This is a genomic window from Mesorhizobium sp. C277A (assembly GCF_040324395.1).
Lineage (GTDB): Bacteria > Pseudomonadota > Alphaproteobacteria > Rhizobiales > Rhizobiaceae > Mesorhizobium.
Genome location: NZ_JAMYVW010000002.1, coordinates 1,747,933 through 1,766,725 on the forward strand (window position 1 = coordinate 1,747,933; position 18,793 = coordinate 1,766,725).

Sequence of the window (18,793 nt, forward strand, 5' to 3'; positions counted from 1 at the left end):
AACAGACTTTGAGGCAAGCGATCATGGACAACAGCATCTATCTCGATGAGGCCCGCGACCCCTTGATGATCGCGGAAGGCTGGATGAAGGACGGCAAGGATGTCGCCATCGCCACTGTGGTCGAGACCTGGGGTTCGGCGCCGAGGCCGGTCGGCAGTCATCTGGTCATCGACGCCGAAGGCAATTTCCACGGCTCGGTCTCGGGCGGCTGCGTCGAGGGCGCCGTGGTAAGCGAGGCGATCGACGTCATCGATAGCGGCAAGGCCAAAATGCTGGAGTTCGGCGTTGCCGACGAAACCGCCTGGCAGGTCGGCCTGTCCTGCGGCGGCCGCATCAAGGTCTATGTGGAGCGGCTTGGTTAGGCATGGATCCCTACGCTCTCAAAACGCTCAATGCCGAACGCCGGGCCCGCCGCGCCGCGATCCTGGTCACCGATCTCGGCGACGGCCGCGACCGCATCGTGCGCGAAGGCGACCAGGTTGCCGGCGATCTCGGGCAAGCGATCGCCAAGGCATTTCGCACCGGCAATTCCGGTTCGGTCGAGGCTGAAGGGCGCACCTTCTTCCTCAACGCGCATTTGCCGCAGCCGCGCCTGGTGGTAGTCGGCGCCGTCCATATCAGTCAGGCGCTGGCGCCGATGGCCAGGATCGCCGGCTATCCCCTGGAGATCGTCGATCCGCGCACCGCCTTCGCCACCCCGGACCGTTTTCCCGATGTAGCACTCCATGCCGAATGGCCGGAGGATGTGCTGAAACGCCAGCCGCTCGACAGCTATACGGCGCTCGCCGCCGTAACCCATGATCCGAAGATCGACGATTTCGCACTGAAGGCCGCGCTCGACGCCAACTGTTTCTATGTCGGCGCACTCGGCAGCCGCAAAACACACGCCAAGCGCGTCGAGCGTTTGCTGGCGCTGGGCGCCAGCGCCGACCAGATCGCCCGCATCCACGCGCCGATCGGTCTCGATATCGGTGCGGCGAGCCCGGCCGAGATCGCCGTCGCCGTCCTGGCTCAGACGATCCATGCCTTTCGCTCGCGAGGGCTGGAAGCGAAAGGCGCCGCAGCGTGAGATTCGGCCCGGTTCCGATCGACCAGGCCGAAGGCGCGGTGCTCGCGCATGCCACCACGGCGGGTGAGCGACGTTTCCGCAAGGCGCACACGCTGAGCGCACAGGACGTGGCGGCTCTGAAAGCAGCCGGCATTACCGAGATCGTCGCGGCGGTGCTTGCCGCCGATGATCTCAGCGAAGATGCGGCGGCCGAAAAGATCGCCGGAAGCATGGCCCATCGCAACATCGAGGCAAAACCCGCCGCGACCGGCCGCGTCAACCTCCATGCCAAGGCCGCCGGTCTCTTCACCGTCGATGCCACGATGATCGACGCCATCAATGCCGTCGACCCGACCATCACCATCGCCACGCTAGCGCAGCACGCACCTGTCGAGACGGGGCAAATGGTGGCGACGGTCAAGATCATCCCGTTCGCTGTTGCCACGGCTCTGGTCGACAAGGTGACGAAGATCTGCGCCGGCGGCGAGATCTTCGCCGTCAACGCCTACCATCCGGTGCGCATCGGCGTCATTCAGACGATGCTGCCCGGCATCAAGCCCAGCGTGCTCGACAAAACGCTGCGCGTCACCGAGGCCCGGCTGGCACGCTCCGGCGGCCGGCTGACGACGGAGCGCCGCACGCCGCACGAGATCGCGCCTGTAGCCGAGGCAGCGGCCGCGCTGGCGCGCGACAACGACATGGTGGTGATCTTCGGCGCCTCGGCGATGAGCGATTTCAACGATGTCGTTCCGGCGGCGATCGAGGCAGCAGGTGGCACGGTGATCCGCGCGGGCATGCCCGTCGATCCCGGCAATCTGCTGGTGCTGGGCACGCTCGATGGCAAGCGCGTCATCGGCGCGCCCGGTTGCGCCCGCAGCCCCAAGGAGAACGGTTTCGATTGGGTGCTCGACAGGCTGATCGCCGGTCTCGACGTCACCGCCAAGGACATTGCCGGCATGGGCGTTGGCGGCCTCTTGATGGAAATCCCGACCAGGCCGCAGCCGCGCGAGCCGCTGCCGGCGAGAGCCGGGCTGAAGGTCGAGATCGTGCTTCTGGCCGCCGGTCGCTCCAGCCGCATGGGCGGGCCGAACAAGCTTCTGGCGCTGTTCGACGGCAAGCCGCTGGTGCGCCGGACAGTCGAGCGCGCACTGGCCTCGAAGGCAACCAGCACCGTTGTCGTCACCGGCCATCAGCGCGAGCGGGTGCACGCCGCGCTCTCGGGCCTCGACGTGATCTTTGCCGACAACCCGGATTTTGCCGACGGCCTGTCCTCGTCTCTAAAAGCCGGCATTGCCCGCGTTGGAGCCGAGGCGGCCGGCGCCATGATCGTCCTCGGCGACATGCCGGGCATTTCCTCGACCGATCTCGACAGGCTGATCGAGGCCTTCCGTAGGGACGGCGGCCGCTCAGTGGTGCGTGCCGCCCATGACGGCCGCCGCGGCAATCCGGTGCTGCTGCCACGCGCGCTGTTTGGAGGCATCGCCCACCTCGAGGGCGACACCGGCGCCCGCCATCTGGTCGAGGCCGAGGGACTGGATGTCATCGACGTCGAGATCGGCGACAGCGCGTCGATCGATGTCGACACCCGCGAGGCGCTGGAAGACGCCGGCGGCGTGCTGCAGGATTGACAAAGCGAAGCCGAAAAACGCATGCCTTTAGCATGGCTCTCTCTTTACTTGCCTCAGCGCTTCTACCCCCCTCTGGCCTGCCGGCCATCTCCCCCTCAAGGGGGGAGATCAGCAGCCTCGATGGCGGCGTCTATCCTGCAGCTTTGAAGATTGGCGGAAGGCGGCGTGATATCCAATCTCCCCCCTTGAGGGGGAGATGGCCGGCAGGCCAGAGGGGGGCGGCCGCGCTCCATACCCTTCTGGTTTCACTCCTTTTCCTGTTCTCAGCCGCCCCAGCCGACGCGCTCGAGCTAAAACCCTACAAGGACGATCTCTTCGCCTATCCGGCGACGCTCTCGTCCACGGACAAAGGCGCCTACACGATCATCGACTACCAGGAGCTGCGCGACATCAACGCCCGCGACCAGGTGCCGGAGCGCCGGGTGCAGGCTAAGTATGTCGATGTCGGCGTGCGCAAGGTGCAGCAGGACCTGCTGCTGAAAACCGATGCCGGCGATGTCAGGCATGTCGCTGTCGGCAAGACCGAGGGCGCCGGCATCATCGTGCTTTACCTGCACGGGCAGGGCGGCAGCCGCAAGCAGGGCGTCGACGACTTCACCTTCGGCGGCAACTTCAACCGAATCAAGAACCTGATGGCCGGCAATGGCGGCCTCTATCTCTCACCCGATTTCACCGATTTCGGCGACAAGGGCGCGGCCCAGGTCGCGGCGCTGATCGGCCATTATGCCGAGGCCTCGCCGGACGCGAAAATCTTCGTCGCCTGTGGCTCGATGGGCGGCGCGCTGTGCTGGAAGCTGGCCGGCCGCAACGATACGGGACGGCGCATCAACGGGCTGCTGCTGCTCGGCTCGCTATGGGATGACAGTTTCCTGTCGAGCCCGGCTTACAGGCGTCACGTGCCGGTGTTCTTCGGCCAGGGCAGCAAGGACCCGGTCTTTCCCGTGGAGAAGCAGGAAGCCTTCTTCCGTTCCATCATTGCGAGTTCCAAAGCCTATCCCTATCCGACCCGGTTCGTCCGGTTCGAGACCGGCACCCACGGCACGCCGATCCGCATGGTGGACTGGCGCCAAACGCTGAACTGGATGCTGTCGAAGGCGCCTTGAGGCATATCGCCCAGAGGTGCCCGTTGGTTTTGGTGATCGTGGTTCGGCCGATATCCTCTTACTGGTGTAGGCTGATATGATCCAACAGATCGGAAGCACAGCGATGGACGCTCACCCCTTCAAGATCCAAATTCCGAACGAACAACTTGAAGATCTCCAGCGCCGGCTTAGCGCAACACGATGGCCAATTCCGCTAAGCGAAGCGGGCTGGAGCGATGGGGCCGAGCTGCCGTTCATCAAACGCCTTGCGGATTACTGGCGAGACCGCTTCGACTGGAGAGTGCAAGAGGAGCGGCTGAACCGGCTGCCGCAATATCTGACGAGGCTGAACAACCTAGATGTCCACTTTGTCCACCAGCCAGGCAACGGACCGGCGCCGCTGCCGCTGATCATAACGCATGGCTGGCCCGGCTCGTTCATCGAAATGGAACACGTCATTCCATTGCTGGCAGACCCAGCTGCCCATGGTGGTGACCCGGCCGACGCTTTCCACGTGGTAGTTCCCTCCTTGCCCGGATACGGCTTTTCCCAGGCGCCGACGGAACCAGGCTTCCATTCCGGCCGCATCGCGGAGTTATGGGTACAGTTGATGCGCGGGCTCGGCTACGACCGCTTCGCTTCCCAAGGAGGCGACATCGGCGCGGGCGTTTCCGCCTGGATGGCACGGCTCCATTCCGAAAGCGTGCTTGGCGTCCACGTCAATTACATTCCCGGGAGCTATCGGCCACCCTTGGGTGCAGGTCTGCCACCTGTCACCGTTGAGGAGCAGGCCTTTCTGGAAAAGGCCGCGGTCTGGACGGCAACGGAGGGCGCCTATGCCCATCTGCAGGGCACGAAGCCTCAGACGCTTGCTTATGCTCTGACAGACTCGCCGATCGGTCTCGCAGCCTGGATGATCGAGAAGTTCCGTAGCTGGAGCGATTGCGACGGTGACGTGGAGCGCACCTTCGGCATGGACACGCTCCTTACGGATGTTTCTCTCTATTGGTTCAGCAACGCGCTCACCTCGTCCTTGCGGCTCTACAAGGAGAATCGACTGTTCCCTCTTGCGTTCGAGACGCTGGAACGCGTTTCGCCGCCATTTGGGGTAGCGCTTTTCCCTCGCGAGTTGCCGATGCCGCCTCGATCCTGGGTGGCGCGGGTCTTTGACGTTCAGCGATGGACATCGATGCCGCGAGGGGGCCATTTCGCTGCGCTGGAGGAACCGAGTCTTCTGGTCGAGGACATTCGCGCCTTCTTCCGGCCGATGCGTTCCCGGCCTGAAACGAGAAGGCGAATGTGAAGGACTGCTTGAGCGCGGCGGTTCCTGATAAGATCCCTACGGCGCGGTGTTGTAGTCGACCACCGTCTGCGGGTTCTCCTCGCCATCGTAAGACGCGTCCACATCATATTGGACGAGGGAAAAATCGCCGTTACGGAACAGGTATATCCCCTTGTCCGAGGCGTCGCCGATGCCGCGCCATTTGTTGAACGTGGTCAGCGTCTTGGCGTCTTCGTCATATTCGGAATTGGCCGCCCAGCCGGATGTGCGGAAGCCGATGATATCCATGCCCAGCAGTTTGCCGTCGCTGTCATTGTTCTCGTAACGGATATCCATTTCGGGCTCGGTGAACTGCAACTGCCGCACGCCCGATACTTCGTCGGTCATGTAGTAGACCGAACTTGCGTTATAGGCTGCCGCTTGGCAGTAGAACTCGAAAAGCCGCGTTTCCTTGTCGGGATCGCTGGCAGCCGCGTCCTTTGCCTTGTATTTGATCGAAAAGATGTTCGGCTCCTCGCCGAGAAATTGCTTGTCACACTGATCGCCATAATCAGCGGCGAACAGTTTCTTCACGTGCTCGAGTGCGGTGTCCTTCTTCGGCGGCGGCGGCCCGTCACCACAGCTTGGCGGCAGCGCCCCCTCGAAATCGGCCTTGGATGGCTTCAGCGCGCCCTTGTCGATAAAGATCGGTCGGAACGGCGGGGCCTGGATCTGAGCGCTGACCTGGCGCAGCGTGTAGCAGCCGGCGAAGACTGCTTCCTTGCCGTCCTTGTCGGTGGCGCGGATGGCCACCGGGACGCTGTAATAGATGCTGCCGGCGGCACCTTCATCGGAAATGGCGCCGGTTTCAACGTCGACCTTGTCGGTGCCGTCATAGCCCTTGACGAAAGTGTCGAAATCCTTTGCCGGCTTGGTATCGCCGTAGTAAGCCCAGGCGCGGGCGAATTCGTGCCGGTTGATGGCACTGTAGAGCGAACGGACCACCGCTGCGGCATCCGACCTGTCGTCGACATAAGGTGCCTGGTCATCGGTCGCCGGGTCATCATCGGCCAACAAAGCTTGGCTGGATACAGCAAGGGAGAAAAGCGCGGTCGCTGCCAGAAAGACAAGTCTCATCGGGGATCTCCACCACGACAGGATTCTATCACATCGATTGCGGCGACGTGGTGACGCTTGAAAAATCCTCCGGGAAGGCGCTACGTCCCGCCGTCGGCGCTTCAGCCGCAATGGAGATTTGAACGTGACACTATCGATGTATGAAGCCTCGGTGCCGGTGTTTTCGGCCAGGCTGAAGGCGCTGTCCGGCGTGCTGTCGGCGGCCGAACAGAATGCAACCGAGCGCAAGATCGACCCGCAGGTGTTTTTGACCGCGAGGTTGGCGCCCGACATGTACGCGCTGGTCAGGCAGGTGCAGGTCGCCACCGACCACGCCAAGGGCGCGCCATCACGGCTGGCCCGTCGCGAGGTGCCGAAATACGAAGACAATGAAGCGACCTTCGCCGAGCTTCAGGCGCGCCTGACCAAGACGCTCGATCTGCTGGCGTCATTCTCGGCCGCCGAATTCGATGGTTCGGATGAAAGGGTGGTCGAACTGAAGTTTGGCCAGCGCGAAGCCTCGATGCCCGGCATGCAGTATCTGCTGCATGTCGCCATGCCCAACTTCTATTTCCACGTGACCACCGCCTACGACATCCTGCGCCACAATGGCGTGCCGCTGACCAAGGGCGCCTATCTCGGTAATCGTTGACGAATTGCGCGTTGCGAGGTTTCCCGGCCGCTGCCGGGAAACTTCGTATGACGCTGGTTCAGCGCCAAGGCTTACAACGCAGTGACATTTCGCGCGCGATGCGTGGGAAATCGGCCGGCTTGACGCCGATGTCGGCGCGGTCGGCATTGCTCATCGCGTGCAGCAGTGCCAGGGCGGAACGATAACGCTGATGCTCCTGCGGACGCGGACGGGCAAACATTTCAGTGAAGAACCCCATGATTCGGCCCCTTGTTGATCCTCCACGGCGCCGAATATAGGGAAAATTGTGAAGATTGTGCAGTGCAGCATTTGCATGGCAGCCATGCCAAGCGAATTTTTTTCGGCACAATTGCCGCGTGCGCTGAAACTTGTGGCGCATCCCCACCGTATGCATAGACGCTGGCACATGGCCGGCTTTTCCTCGCCACTCCTGGCGAATTTCCGGACTGCATGCAAATGCAGTCCGGCTTTTTGTTGAGCTGCACCATCAACCGGTCGCGCAAGCCCGGCGAACGCCTAAACTGGTTAAGATCAGTGGCATTCATTTTTAACGAGCCGGTTCTATGGTGCGACCGGCTCTGTTCGCATGCGCAAAACGAGGGGGAGGCTGACATCGGCGCCAAGCGGGATTTCGCTTCCTTGCTCGACGATCTGTTCGTCGCCTCCGACAAGGACGAGGCTGGCGGGGAGACAGGCGCGCGGCCGTCGATCCCGTTCGACTATCTCTCCGTGGCCGACGAGCTTCATTCCGGCCGCATCAAGGTCTCCGGCGAAACCTTCACGGCCGAGTATCGCGAAGCGGGGTCCGATCTTGCCGCCGAATTCGCAGCCCTTCTCGACCAGGCCAAGCTGGCACTGGCCGGCGAGGAAGCAAAGCCCGAGGAGAAGCTGCCACCGATCGATCCCGACGCAATCGCGGTCGAACTCGGCCTCGATCATCCCGTCAAGAACGCCGATCTCGGCCGCATGCGCCGCAGCTTCGCTTTCGCCAACCATCCCGACCGTGTCGCGCCGCATCTGCGCCAGCGCGCCATGATCCGCATGCAGGTGGCCAACATGCTGATCGACGAGGCCAAGCGGCGCGCTTTGGCTGGCGTCCGGCGCTGACTTCCAGGGTTCACGCAAAAGTCGGTCCGCTAAGGGTTGGAGAGCGGCGCCGCTTTCCCTATAGATGCGGCTTCCTTCCCGCGTAGCCGCGCAATTCCCGCCGGAGAAAATTCGATGCATAAACGCCGTCTCGGTCGGACCGATCTTCTTGTGACCCAGATCTGCCTGGGGTCGATGACCTGGGGCGAGCAGAACACCGAGGCCGATGGCCATGCGCAGATGGATCTGGCTTTTGAACGTGGCGTGAATTTCATCGACACCGCCGAGCTCTACCCGATCCCGCCCAAGGCCGAGACGCAGGGGCGCACGGAAAAGATCATCGGCAGCTGGATGAAGGCCAAGGGCAACCGCGACAAGGTGATCCTGGCCTCGAAAGTGGTCGGCCGCACCGCCAACAGCTGGTTTCGTGGCGACCGTCCGTCGAAATTGGTGCGCGCCGACATCTTTGACGCCATCGACAAATCGCTGTCCAAGCTCGGCACCGACTATCTCGATCTCTATCAGATCCATTGGCCGGAGCGCGACATCCCCTGGGGCGCCAACCCGACCCGCGTGGGTGCTGTGCCGCGCCGTGCCGATGCCGTTGGGGCGCCGGCCGGCGAGACGCCGATCGCCGAGACACTCGCAGTCTTCGAGGAGTTGGTGAAGGCGGGAAAGATCCGCCATCTCGGCCTGTCGAACGAAAGCTCCTGGGGCGTCATGCGCTTCATCGCCGAGGCCGACAAGGGCGTCGGCCCGCGCATCGTTTCGCTGCAAAACGCATACAGCCTCGTCAACCGCACATTTGAGGTGAACCTCGCCGAAGTCTGCGACCGCGAAGAGGTTGGCTTTCTCGCCTATTCGCCGCTGGCGCAAGGCTATCTCACCGGCAAATACGATCATGGCGTGCGGCCGCAAGGTTCGCGCTCGCAGCTGTTCAACCGCGGCCAGCGCTATGAGACGCCGAATGCGGCGGAGGCGCAGCTCGAATACAACGAACTGGCGCGCTCCTTCGGCCTCGAACCGGCGCTGTTCGCCAACGCCTATGTCGCCAGCCGACCCTTTGTTACCTCCAGCATCATCGGCGCGACGACGATTGCCCAGCTCGAGATGGCGCTGTCCTCAGTCGACGTGACCTGGACCGACGAGATGCAGAAGGCCGTCGACGCGATCCACCAGCGCGTGGGCAATCCTTGTCCGTAAGCGGGCACTCCGGGCGGAATTCCGTAGAAAACACAAGGGGAAGGGGACAGCAATGGATTTTCCGATCGAGACCGTCAGGGGAAAATTTCCGGCGCTGGACCTGACCGACAAAGGCCGCCGGCGCATCTATCTCGACAATCCGGCCGGCACGCAGGTGCCACAGGCGGTTGCCGATGCGGTGGCGCGCTGCCTCCTCACCACCAACGCCAATCTCGGCGGTTATTTCGAAACCACGCTTGCCGCGCAACAGGTGGTCGACGGCGCCCATGCGGCGATGGCCGATTTCCTGGGTGCAGCGAGCGCTGAGGAAATCATCATCGGCGCCAATATGACGACGCTGACCTATCACATGTCGCGCACGCTCGGCCGCGGCTTCAAGCCGGGCGACGAGATCATCGTCACCCGCATGGATCATGAGGGCAATGTCTCGCCCTGGCTGCAGCTGGCCGAGGACCTCGGCCTTGTGGTGCGCTTCCTGCCCTTCGACGAGAACAGCTGGCAGGTCGAGGAGGCGGCGCTCAGCGCTCTGCTTACCGACAGGACAAAACTCGTTGCGCTGAACTATGCGTCGAACCTCACCGGCTCGATCAACCGGGTCAAGGCGCTGACGGCCATCGCCAAACAGGCCGGCGCGCTCGTCTATGTCGATGCCGTGCAGTTCGCGCCGCACGGGCTGGTCGACGTGCAGGATCTCGGCTGCGACTTCCTGATCTGCTCGGCCTACAAATTCTTCGGCCCGCACATGGGCATATTGTGGGGACGCCGCGACATCATCGATGCGCTGCAACCCTACAAATGCCGTTGCTCTTCCAATGGCCTGCCGGAGCGCTTCGAACTCGGCACGCCGCAGATCGAACTGATGGCCGGGCTTACCGCAGCGGTCGATTACTTCGCCGAACTCGGTGCTGCGGCCGGCGAGGGCGGTTCGCGAAGGCAAAAGATCGCAAACGCATACGAAGTGTCGATCGCCTACGAAAACCCGCTGGCGCTGAGGCTGATCGATGGGCTGTCCGCCATTGAGGGCCTGACCATCCGCGGCATCACCGATCAGAAGCGTGTCATTGAGCGCGTGCCGACCGTGTCCTTCACCGTCGACGGCATCGTGCCAGAGACGATCGTGCGGCAGATGAATGCCGAGAACATTTTTCTATGGTCGGGTCACAACTACGCCTGGGAGATCGTCCACCATCTCGGCATTCCGGCCGAGCAGGGCGTCGTGCGCATCGGTATTGCGCACTACAACACGGCGGCAGAGATCGACAAGACGTTGGAAAGCGTGCACCGGGAGATCGCCATGCTGAGGCAGCAGCGCTAGTCAGCTATCGCTGTTTGCCGCCGAAACCGGTGAGGAACGCCGTGAGATTGTCGCCGAGCGCGTCGCAGAGATAGCCGCCTTCCTGGACGATAACCGTCGGCAGGCCAAGCTTGGCAATTGCCTCGCCGATCCGCGAGAAACCGGGCGTGGTCACCGAAAGCCCGCCGAACGGATCGCCCTCGAACGCATCGAGACCGAGCGCCACGACCAGCGCGTCCGGCGAAAAGGCGTGGATACGCTGGAACGCCACTTCGAGGGCCTCCAGAAACGCCGCGTCGGCTGATTTGCGCGGTAGTGGCAGATTGAAATTATAGCCGAGGCCCGGTCCCTCGCCGCGCTCGTCGGCATGACCCCAGAAGAACGGATAGAAGCGCACCGGATCGGCGTGCAGCGACACCGTCAGGACGTCGGAACGCGTATAAAAGATGCCTTGCGTGCCGTTGCCGTGATGCAGGTCGACATCGAGGATCGCCACCCGCGCCGCCTGCTTGCGCAACACCTGGGCCGCGACCGCTGAATTGTTGATGAAGCAGAAGCCGCCGGCGACATCGGCAAAGGCATGATGGCCGGGCGGCCGGCAGAGCGCATAAGCGGCAGGCGCGCCCGATATCACCGCTTCGGCTGCCTCGACTGCACTCCAGGCGCTCCACAGCGCGCTGTGCCAGGTTTCGGCCGAGATCGGGCAAGCGGTGTCGGCCATGTGGTAGCCGGCCTGGCCGACCGCCGAGGCCGGATAGGACCCTGTGCGGGCCAGTGGATGGATGTTGGGGATGACTTCCGCGGATGCGCCCTCGATGCGCTGCCAGCGCGCAAAAATGTGTTCGAGGAAGGCGAGATACTCCGGCGTATGCACGGCCGCCACCGGGCCTAGGCCATGTTCCCTGGGCCGCTCGATCATCAATCCGGCGGATTTTGCGCCGGCTAACAATCGCTCTACCCGCTCCGGCTGTTCGGGATTGGGCTGCGGCGCACCGCTGGACAGAAAGGCCTTCGGGTCGTGGCGTTTCTGCTCCTCGGCAAAGAAGGCTTTCATTCCGCGTCCCCATCCTGCGCTGCATCGGCAAAGGCGAAAAAGGCATCGCCAACAATCTTCTGCGTCTGCTCGTAGCTCGACCAGGCGATGCCCAGCCGCTCATAAAAAGCCTTGGCGCCGTCATTGTCGGTGTCGACGGACAGCCTGAGATAGGCGCCGCCATCCCGGCGGCAGTCGCGCGCGACCCGGCGCAGCAGTCTTTCGCCGATCTTGCGGCCGCGAAACCGGTCCTCGACATAGAGGTCCTGGATATAGACGCCGGGCCGCCCCATCCATGTCGAGAAGATCGGGAAATGCAGGCAGAGCCCCGCAAAATCGCCGCCGATCTCGGCGATCAGGGTGGAGAAGGCGGGTTTGTCGCCAAAGCCGTAGCGGCGGAGATCGTCGGCAGTGGACGTGATCTCCTGATGCGCGCCGATATGGGTGCCGAGCTTGAGCAGCGCGGCATGGATGGTGTCGACGTCGTCGATGGTGCCGGGGCGGAGGGTGTCTGTACTCACGATAGGCAAGGCGCCCAGGCACCCCCCTCTGTCCTGCCGGACATCTCCCCCTCAAGGGGGGAGATTGGCAGCTTTGGCGCTGCCATCCATTTTGCAACGATTGAGATTGGCGAAGGCCGCAGTGACATCCGATCTCCCCCCTTGAGGGGGAGATGGCCGGCAGGCCAGAGGGGGGTGTGCCAGAACGCCATCATCGCAGATCAATCATCTCAAAACGCGACCCTATCGCCACCCTTCAGCGCCAGCATCTCGCGCGCCTCGGTCGGCGTTGCGACTTCCAGCGACAACCCGTCGAGAATGGCGCGTATCCTGCGCACCTGATCGGCATTGGATTTCGCCAATTGCCGTCCATCGTAGAGACTGTCCTCCAGCCCGACGCGGACATTGCCGCCCATCGCCGCCGCGATCGAGATCAGGGGCATCTGATGGCGGCCGGCGGCGAGCACCGAGAACTGGTAGCTGTCGCCGAACAGCTTGTCGGCGATGCGCTTCATATGGATGAGATTGTCGGGATCGGCGCCGATGCCGCCTAGAATGCCGAGCACGAACTGGATGAACAGCGGCCCCGACACCAGCCCGCGGTCGCGAAAATGCGCCAGCGAATAGAGATGGCCGACATCGTAGCATTCGAACTCAAAGCGCGTGCCGCAGCCCTTGCCGAGCTTTTCGAGCACGCCTTCCATATCGGCAAAGGTGTTCTTGAAGATGGTGTCGCGCGTGGCTTCGAGCAGCTTTGGTTCCCACTCGTGCTGCCACTCCCTTGGCTTGTCGAGCATCGGGAACAGCGCGAAATTCATCGAGCCCATGTTGAGCGAGCACATTTCCGGCTCGGCCCGCAGTGGTGCCGCCAGCCGCTGGTCGAGCGTCATCAGCGACGAACCGCCGGTGGTGATGTTGATCACCGCATCGGTCGCTTGCTTGATGCGCGGCAGGAACTGCATGAACACCTCAGGATCGGCGGTCGGCCGGCCGTCTTTGGGATCGCGGGCGTGGAGATGCAGGATTGAGGCGCCAGCCTCGGCCGCCGCGATGGCGTCGGTCGCGATCTGGTCCGGCGTCACCGGCAGATAGGGCGACATGGACGGGGTGTGCACCGAGCCAGTGACCGCGCAGGTGATGATGACTTTCCTCGGCGCCATTCTTTAGCCCTCAGCCTTCGACCGGCAGGTCGAGTTCGGCGGCCAGAACTTCCAGCGAATCGCCGATGATGGAAATGATCTCCCCGACCTCTTCAGCCGTGACGATCATCGGCGGCGCCACCATGAAATTGTCGCTGTCGACACCGCCCTTGACCCTGCGGCCGTAGATGATCAGCCCGCGCTCGTAGGCGAGGTCGAGCAGGCGCTGCGTGGCTTTCTTGCCCTGTTCGATCGGCCGTAGAGTTTCGGGATCGGCAACCATCTCGGCGCCGGTGAGCAGGCCTTTGCCTCGGACATCGGCGATGAACGGAAAACGCTTCGCCAGCCCTTTCAGCCCGTCCATCAGCACGTCGCCCATCGCGGCGGCATTGGCGATCAGGTCGAGGCGGTCCATCTCGCCGAGCACGGCGAGCCCGGCCGCGCAGGCGAGCGGATTGCCAGCATAGGTGTGGCCATGCTGGAAGCCGCCCGACGCCAGCAGCGGCTCGACCAGCCGCATCGGGGCGGCCAGCGCGCCGAGCGGCGCATAGCCGGAGCCAAGCCCCTTCGACAGCGCGACGATGTCGGGCTTGCAGTTCCAATGGTCGCCGCCAAGGAATTTTCCGGTGCGGCCGGCGCCGCTCATCACTTCATCATGGATGAGCAGGATGCCGTAGCGGTCGCAGATCTCGCGTATACGCGGATAATAGCTGTCCGGTGCGACGAGGGCCGAAGTCGCCGCACCGCCGATCGGCTCCATGATGAAGGCGAGCACGCTGTCCGGGCCCTCGGCCTGGATCTTCTCCTCCAGCATGTCGGCATAACGGACGCCGCGCTGCTCCATCGAAAGATTGTCGCGGTCGCGCCATGCCGTCGGCGCCGGCACGGTCGGCATCACCCGCATCATCGGTGTGAACGTTTCGGCCAGCGCATCGTCGCCGGTTATCGAAAGCGAACCCAGCGTGCCGCCATGATAGGAGGGAAAACGCGTGATAACCTTCCAGCGCTTCGGCTGGCCGGTCGCGACCGCCCATTGCCGCGCCAGCTTGATGCAGGATTCCGTCGCCTCCGAACCGCCGGAGACGAAGAAGATTCGGTCCATGCCCTCCGGCAGTTTGCCGGCGAGCTCCCGCGCCAGTTCTTCCGCCTGCTCGTTCTCGAAATGCAGCCGGTAGGCGAAGGTGGCGCGGTCCATCTGCCGCTTCATGGCGTCGAGCACGTTGCGGTTGGAATGGCCGATATTGGCGACCATCGGTCCGCTCGATCCGTCGATGAAGCGGCGGCCGTCCTGCGTCCACATATAAATGCCTTCGGCGCGGTCGATCAGCGGCCGGCGCAGGCTGGAGAGGTAGAACAGGTGCGAGGGCGCGCGCGTTTCTGAACCAGTTGATGAGGGCTTCTGCATGTCAGGACTTTCCGAGGTAGCGATCGATTACATTCCTGGTCACTCGCTCGACCATGGGATCCTGCCTGAGCAGGCCGGCGACCCATTCGCAGCTTCCGGCGTGGAAAACCTCGCCCTTGCCGCGCGGAAAATTGACGATCATGCCGTTGCCGCGTTTGACCTTTTCCAGATTGGCGTCGGTCGCCTCGCCAAACAGCGTTTCGGCCGTAAAGCGGCCATCCTCGTCGGCGAGAAACTGGTCCTCGATCGGGATATCGGCGCTTTCCTCGACCTGGCTCGCTATGCCGACGGCCAGCACCTGCAGCCCATCAGGCGCACCGCTGTCCGGTGTCGGATAGGGCAGGCCGCCGCGGATCTCGAAATCGAGCCCGTCGACCTCATAGCCATAGACATGGCTGTCGGCGCCGAGCAGGTCGCCATAGTACATGCCGGTGCCGGCAAAGGCCCAGTGCTCGGGCCGATAGACCGGAAAGCCGCGCACGCCGCGCGGTGCGCATCCGCCCCAGCCGGCATAGACGCCCCTCGTTGCGTTAAGGCCGAAGGTCAGAGCGCCGGGACGGCCGATCTCCGGCGCTTCCCAGGAGTTGGTGGCGCGGGTGACGTCGCCGCCATAGGCCGGGTCTTCGGCCCGCGCGCGGTATTTGTAACAGACCTGCCGGCGGCCTTCGTCCTCGAGCCTTGTCTGCCACATGAAATTGCCGGCAAAGCGCGCCGCATGGCCGCCGCGCTCGACGTAGCTGTCGACGGCGTCCCGCATCTCCCAGGTCCAGTACTCGTCATGGCCGACGAAGACCACACAGTCATAACCATCGAGGATTTCGGGCGAGAAGTGCAAATCGTGCTGGCTGGCGAGATCGACGCCATAGCCGGCGCGCTCGGCAAAGCGGAAGAAGTGGCTGTCATAGCTCGCCCAGCCGGAGGAGGTGTATTTCTTCGAATGTCCGGTGGCGTACGCCCATTCCATGTGCGGATAGCGCGGCACGGTTTTCGGCGGCACCGCGACCTCCAAGGGCACGCGCGGCGCGTCCTTGGGCAGCACGACAAAGCCGCGGCACCACGGCCGCTGCGTCGACACCATGCGCGCATATTGGTCGCGGCCAGGTCCGGTGATACCCTGATAGGCGTTGGAGCCGCCCCAGGTGTTGTAGGACAGCCAGGTGCCCGTCGCCGCCACCTGCAGCACGCGACCGGGCTTTTTGCCGGGCAGGGGCGCGACGATGATGAGGTGATGGCAATGGATGGGCTCGCGCCCGTCCGCCGTCAGTGTCAGCCGATAGGCGCCGGATGGCCAATCGTTGCCTATGCGAAATTCGAAAGACGCCTCCCAGCCGCAGCCTTCGACCGAGCACTGGTCGGGCGTATCCTGCCAGCGCGCCGAAAGCCCCGTTTGCTCGAAGACTTTTGTCTCGCTGCCGCCGTCGCGGACAATGACAATGCTGAAGCGCGGCACTGTCGAACTGACATGCAGCGTCACGGTCTCGCCGGCGCGGTAGGAAAAGCGGTTGGAATAACACCAGATCTCGCCGCGCTCGCCGTCCATTCCCGGCCATTCATAGTAATGGCCGCGCACTGCCTCGCGGCGCTGCTCGGGCGTCAGTCCGAAATCGGGAAATTCGGTCGGCAGTTGGGTCATGAACACCGGAAAAGTGACAGGCCGCCATTTCGGCCATCTGCCGGCCAAGCGTCAAATGGAAACGATCGGGCCAGCAATTGCATACGACACAATTGCTTGGCCGCTCTTGGCCGCACCTGGCAAACCGACTATCTCAGGCGAGGCGGCATTTTCCGCCTCGGGAGCCGGTATGCTGAGAGTGCAGAAGGTCAAGGTCGATGACATCTACGTGCCGACGGCGCGCAAGAAGACGCTTCATCCCGAAACGGTCCGGCACCTGGCCGAAGACATACTGGAAAACGGCATGAAGACGCCGATCCAGGTTCGCCATGACGGCAAGCGCCACATCCTGGTCGAGGGCCTGCACCGGCTGGAAGCCGCCAAATGGCTCGGCGAGACCGAGATCGACGCCTATCTGGTGCAGGCCAAGCGCCACTGAGGCGCGCGACCCGATCGACAACAGCCAAACCGATCATTCTTCCGCGGATTTTTTCGCAGGGCATGTCGGCACGCGGCGTGCTTGCTCGTCCTTGGGGCGGAACCCGAGGAGACCGACATGTCCAGACCAATCTATTTCGCCATTCTTGCCTCGGTCGCTGCCTTGTTCGTAGCGCCCGGCCCAGCCAATGCAGAGGAGACCAAGCCCGCCATGACCACCGAAGCAACAGCCATGCCGAAGCCGGAAAAGTCCGGCCTGCTGCCGATCGACGGCCTGAATTACTACTATGCCGTCTACGGCAAGGGCGAACCGCTGCTTCTGCTGCATGGCGGCCTTGGCACGTCGGACATGTTCGCGCCGCTGCTGCCGAAGCTGGCGGAAAACCGCACCATCATTGCCGTTGACCTGCAGGGCCATGGCCGCACCGCGCTCGGCGAGCGACCCTTCAGCCTGGAGGGGATTGGCGACGACATGGCTGGTATCGTCAAGGCGCTCGGCTATGACAAGGTCGACGTGCTTGGCTATTCGCTGGGCGGCGGCGTCGCCTTCCGTATGGCCGTCCAGCATCCCGAGACGGTGAGACGTCTGGTCCTGGTCTCGACCGGCTTCGCCGCCAATGGCTTCTATGACGAGATGCGCGGCCAGCAGGCGCAGGTGAGCGCGGCCGCCGCCGATTTCATGAAGGACACGCCGATGTACAAATCCTACGTCGCCGTCGCCCCACGTCCCGACGATTTCCCTAAACTGCTCGATGCGCTGGGCAATTTCATGCGCAAGGATTACGACTATTCCGCCGATGTGGCGAAGCTGAAGATGCCAGTCATGCTGGCCTATGGCGACAGCGACATGTACAAGCCCGAGCACGAGATCAAGTTCTACCAGATGCTCGGCGGCGGGCTGAAGGATGCCGGCTGGATGCGTGAGAACCTGTCGCAGAACCGGCTGGCCATCATTCCCAATCGCACCCACTACGACGTCTTCTTCGCACCGGAGCTGACGGCCGCGGCACTGCCCTTCCTCAATGGCGAAACCAAGGTGAAGACCTGGGACGAAGTCCTCAGCGAAACGAAATAGCTTGCCTGAAAATACATGCCGGCCGTCTCGAAGAGGCGGTCGGCTTTTTTGTGCCTGCGAAGCTACGGAGCCTTGGCGCAGCCATTGGTCCTATCGGCGCAATCGATGGCGCCATCAGGGCTTTTCAATTGACCGGAAGGTACCTGTCGATATCATCAAGAGACCTTCAGTGCGATGGGTTCGAATGATGACGAAATACCAGGGCGGATGCCATTGCGGGGCAGTGCGCTACGGCACCGAGGCGGCGCCGCTCAACCAGCGCGTCTGCCATTGCCGGCGCTGCCAGAAGGTGATCGGCGCGGCTTTCAATGCCCGCCTTTTGTTTCGCATCGACGATGTCACCGTCGAGGGAGAGGTGGCGACGGTCAACACCTCTCCGGACCTCAAGCGCGGCTTTTGCGCCGCTTGCGGCACCACGCTGTTTTCCCGACGCGACTCCGCCGGCATCGTCGGCATCACCACCGGCTCGCTCGACGATCCCTCGCTGTTCAAGCCGGAAATGCATATGTGGACCGCCTCGAAGCAGCCCTGGCTGCAACTCGATGACGGCCTGCCGCACCATGAAGGCGCGCCGCCTCCGAACTGACGCCGGCCTTACCGGAAATTAATCCCGAAACCACGACATAGCCGGCAAAGCGTCATTGGCGGGCCATGATTGCCTGCCTATCTATCGTCTGCGGGCCGGTATCGAGGAGACGACCGATGAGCGACAGAATCAACACCCTGGACGAGCTTTTGAGCGACCCGATGGTCCTCCTCGTCATGGAGCGTGACCGCGTGCGCCCCGAACAGGTTCGCCTGCTGCTCGAACGTGCCCGCCGCCCGGCCGCCGACGAACCGTCGGTGCCGCCGGCGCATGTGGTGGCCAAGACTTGTTTGCAGCAATGGCTGGGAAGGTAAGGCTATGATCCTTCGTCGTCCTCGGGCTTGACCCGAGGATCCACGCCGTGACGTCGGCCGAAGTATGTCGCGGTCGAGAATGGCTTCCTTGCTCGACCCGTTTCGCCCAAACTCAATCTTGAACCGTCTTCATGCCATGGATGCAACGGCATGGATTCCAGGGTCTGCGCGACGTCGCTTCGCGACTGCTTCGCCCTAGAATGACGAAGGTAGGTTATGGCCGCCGAACATACCCCGGCCAATTCCTAACAACTTGATTCAAACTTTGTTGGTAATTTCTCGTTAGTAATCGAGGCCGGTTTGTCCGGCGGCGTCTGTTTG

Annotated in this window: 20 protein-coding genes; 13 read left to right on the plus strand and 7 right to left on the minus strand. The window is 63.1% G+C overall.

The annotated features are described in order from the left end of the window. Positions 1-23: 23 nt before the first annotated feature. The 5 genes from NKK52_RS08750 (at position 24) to NKK52_RS08770 (ending at position 5,061) form a co-directional block, all read left to right on the plus strand. Positions 24-362: an XdhC family protein gene (locus NKK52_RS08750; protein ID WP_023684902.1), complete on the plus strand. Its 339-nt coding sequence runs from the start codon at positions 24-26 to the stop codon at positions 360-362. Between the two features lie 2 nt (positions 363-364). Then, positions 365-1,069 (plus strand): XdhC family protein, encoded by a 705-nt coding sequence (locus NKK52_RS08755; protein ID WP_023684903.1) that lies wholly within the window; start codon positions 365-367, stop codon positions 1,067-1,069. After that, positions 1,066-2,676, plus strand: coding sequence for an NTP transferase domain-containing protein (locus tag NKK52_RS08760; RefSeq protein ID WP_023684904.1), 1,611 nt, complete (start codon positions 1,066-1,068; stop codon positions 2,674-2,676). The genes NKK52_RS08755 and NKK52_RS08760 overlap by 4 nt, the downstream gene beginning before the upstream one ends. Positions 2,677-2,861: 185 nt before the next feature. Beyond that, on the plus strand, positions 2,862-3,779 hold the full coding sequence (locus tag NKK52_RS08765; RefSeq protein ID WP_023684905.1) for an alpha/beta hydrolase: 918 nt from the start codon (positions 2,862-2,864) through the stop codon (positions 3,777-3,779). 76 nt (positions 3,780-3,855) lie between these two features. Beyond that, positions 3,856-5,061 (plus strand): epoxide hydrolase family protein, encoded by a 1,206-nt coding sequence (locus NKK52_RS08770; protein WP_245263138.1) that lies wholly within the window; start codon positions 3,856-3,858, stop codon positions 5,059-5,061. 36 nt (positions 5,062-5,097) lie between these two features. Here the strand turns inward: NKK52_RS08770 and NKK52_RS08775 are convergent, their stop codons facing one another. Beyond that, on the minus strand, positions 5,098-6,156 hold the full coding sequence (locus NKK52_RS08775; protein ID WP_023684907.1) for a DUF1176 domain-containing protein: 1,059 nt from the start codon (positions 6,154-6,156) through the stop codon (positions 5,098-5,100). A gap of 124 nt (positions 6,157-6,280) precedes the next feature. Here NKK52_RS08775 and NKK52_RS08780 point away from each other — a divergent pair, with 124 nt between their 5' ends. After that, positions 6,281-6,787 carry a DUF1993 domain-containing protein gene (locus NKK52_RS08780; protein WP_023669071.1) on the plus strand — a complete coding sequence of 169 codons (507 nt, stop codon included), beginning with the start codon at positions 6,281-6,283 and terminating at the stop codon, positions 6,785-6,787. A gap of 58 nt (positions 6,788-6,845) precedes the next feature. Here NKK52_RS08780 and NKK52_RS08785 read toward each other — a convergent pair whose 3' ends face one another. After that, positions 6,846-7,025, minus strand: coding sequence for a hypothetical protein (locus NKK52_RS08785; protein ID WP_023684908.1), 180 nt, complete (start codon positions 7,023-7,025; stop codon positions 6,846-6,848). A 401-nt stretch (positions 7,026-7,426) separates the two neighbouring features. Here NKK52_RS08785 and NKK52_RS08790 point away from each other — a divergent pair, with 401 nt between their 5' ends. The 3 genes from NKK52_RS08790 to NKK52_RS08800 all read left to right on the plus strand — a co-directional run bounded on the left by NKK52_RS08790 (position 7,427) and on the right by NKK52_RS08800 (position 10,391). Beyond that, positions 7,427-7,894: a hypothetical protein gene (locus NKK52_RS08790; RefSeq protein WP_023684909.1), complete on the plus strand. Its 468-nt coding sequence runs from the start codon at positions 7,427-7,429 to the stop codon at positions 7,892-7,894. A gap of 114 nt (positions 7,895-8,008) precedes the next feature. After that, on the plus strand, positions 8,009-9,076 hold the full coding sequence (locus NKK52_RS08795) for an aldo/keto reductase (protein ID WP_023684910.1): 1,068 nt from the start codon (positions 8,009-8,011) through the stop codon (positions 9,074-9,076). Positions 9,077-9,128: 52 nt separating this feature from the next. Continuing rightward, on the plus strand, positions 9,129-10,391 hold the full coding sequence (locus tag NKK52_RS08800; RefSeq protein ID WP_023684911.1) for a cysteine desulfurase-like protein: 1,263 nt from the start codon (positions 9,129-9,131) through the stop codon (positions 10,389-10,391). 4 nt (positions 10,392-10,395) lie between these two features. On the opposite strand, the gene NKK52_RS08805 is transcribed toward NKK52_RS08800, so the two are convergent. The 5 genes from NKK52_RS08805 to NKK52_RS08825 all read right to left on the minus strand — a co-directional run bounded on the left by NKK52_RS08805 (position 10,396) and on the right by NKK52_RS08825 (position 16,080). Next, positions 10,396-11,424: a histone deacetylase family protein gene (locus NKK52_RS08805; RefSeq protein WP_023684912.1), complete on the minus strand. Its 1,029-nt coding sequence runs from the start codon at positions 11,422-11,424 to the stop codon at positions 10,396-10,398. Beyond that, on the minus strand, positions 11,421-11,924 hold the full coding sequence (locus tag NKK52_RS08810) for a GNAT family N-acetyltransferase (protein ID WP_031198527.1): 504 nt from the start codon (positions 11,922-11,924) through the stop codon (positions 11,421-11,423). Before NKK52_RS08810 ends, NKK52_RS08805 begins: the two co-directional genes overlap by 4 nt. A 209-nt stretch (positions 11,925-12,133) precedes the next feature. Continuing rightward, on the minus strand, positions 12,134-13,063 hold the full coding sequence (gene kce / locus NKK52_RS08815; protein ID WP_023711469.1) for a 3,5-dioxohexanoate:acetyl-CoA acetone transferase: 930 nt from the start codon (positions 13,061-13,063) through the stop codon (positions 12,134-12,136). Between the two features lie 10 nt (positions 13,064-13,073). Next, positions 13,074-14,447, minus strand: a complete 1,374-nt coding sequence (locus NKK52_RS08820; RefSeq protein ID WP_023684915.1) for an aminotransferase family protein — start codon at positions 14,445-14,447, stop codon at positions 13,074-13,076. Position 14,448: 1 nt separating this feature from the next. Further along, on the minus strand, positions 14,449-16,080 hold the full coding sequence (locus NKK52_RS08825) for a N,N-dimethylformamidase beta subunit family domain-containing protein (RefSeq protein ID WP_023684916.1): 1,632 nt from the start codon (positions 16,078-16,080) through the stop codon (positions 14,449-14,451). Positions 16,081-16,249: 169 nt separating this feature from the next. Between NKK52_RS08825 and NKK52_RS08830 the strand changes: the two genes are divergently transcribed. The 4 genes from NKK52_RS08830 (at position 16,250) to NKK52_RS08845 (ending at position 18,472) form a co-directional block, all read left to right on the plus strand. Continuing rightward, positions 16,250-16,498 carry a ParB N-terminal domain-containing protein gene (locus tag NKK52_RS08830; protein WP_008875526.1) on the plus strand — a complete coding sequence of 83 codons (249 nt, stop codon included), beginning with the start codon at positions 16,250-16,252 and terminating at the stop codon, positions 16,496-16,498. 117 nt (positions 16,499-16,615) lie between these two features. After that, complete coding sequence (locus NKK52_RS08835) at positions 16,616-17,572, plus strand: alpha/beta fold hydrolase (protein ID WP_023684917.1); 957 nt, start codon at positions 16,616-16,618, stop codon at positions 17,570-17,572. Positions 17,573-17,759: 187 nt separating this feature from the next. After that, a complete protein-coding gene (locus tag NKK52_RS08840) occupies positions 17,760-18,158 on the plus strand; it encodes a GFA family protein (RefSeq protein ID WP_023684918.1) in 399 nt (132 codons plus the stop codon). Positions 18,159-18,274: 116 nt separating this feature from the next. Next, a complete protein-coding gene (locus NKK52_RS08845; protein WP_023684919.1) occupies positions 18,275-18,472 on the plus strand; it encodes a hypothetical protein in 198 nt (65 codons plus the stop codon). The last annotated feature ends 321 nt before the right edge of the window (positions 18,473-18,793 follow it).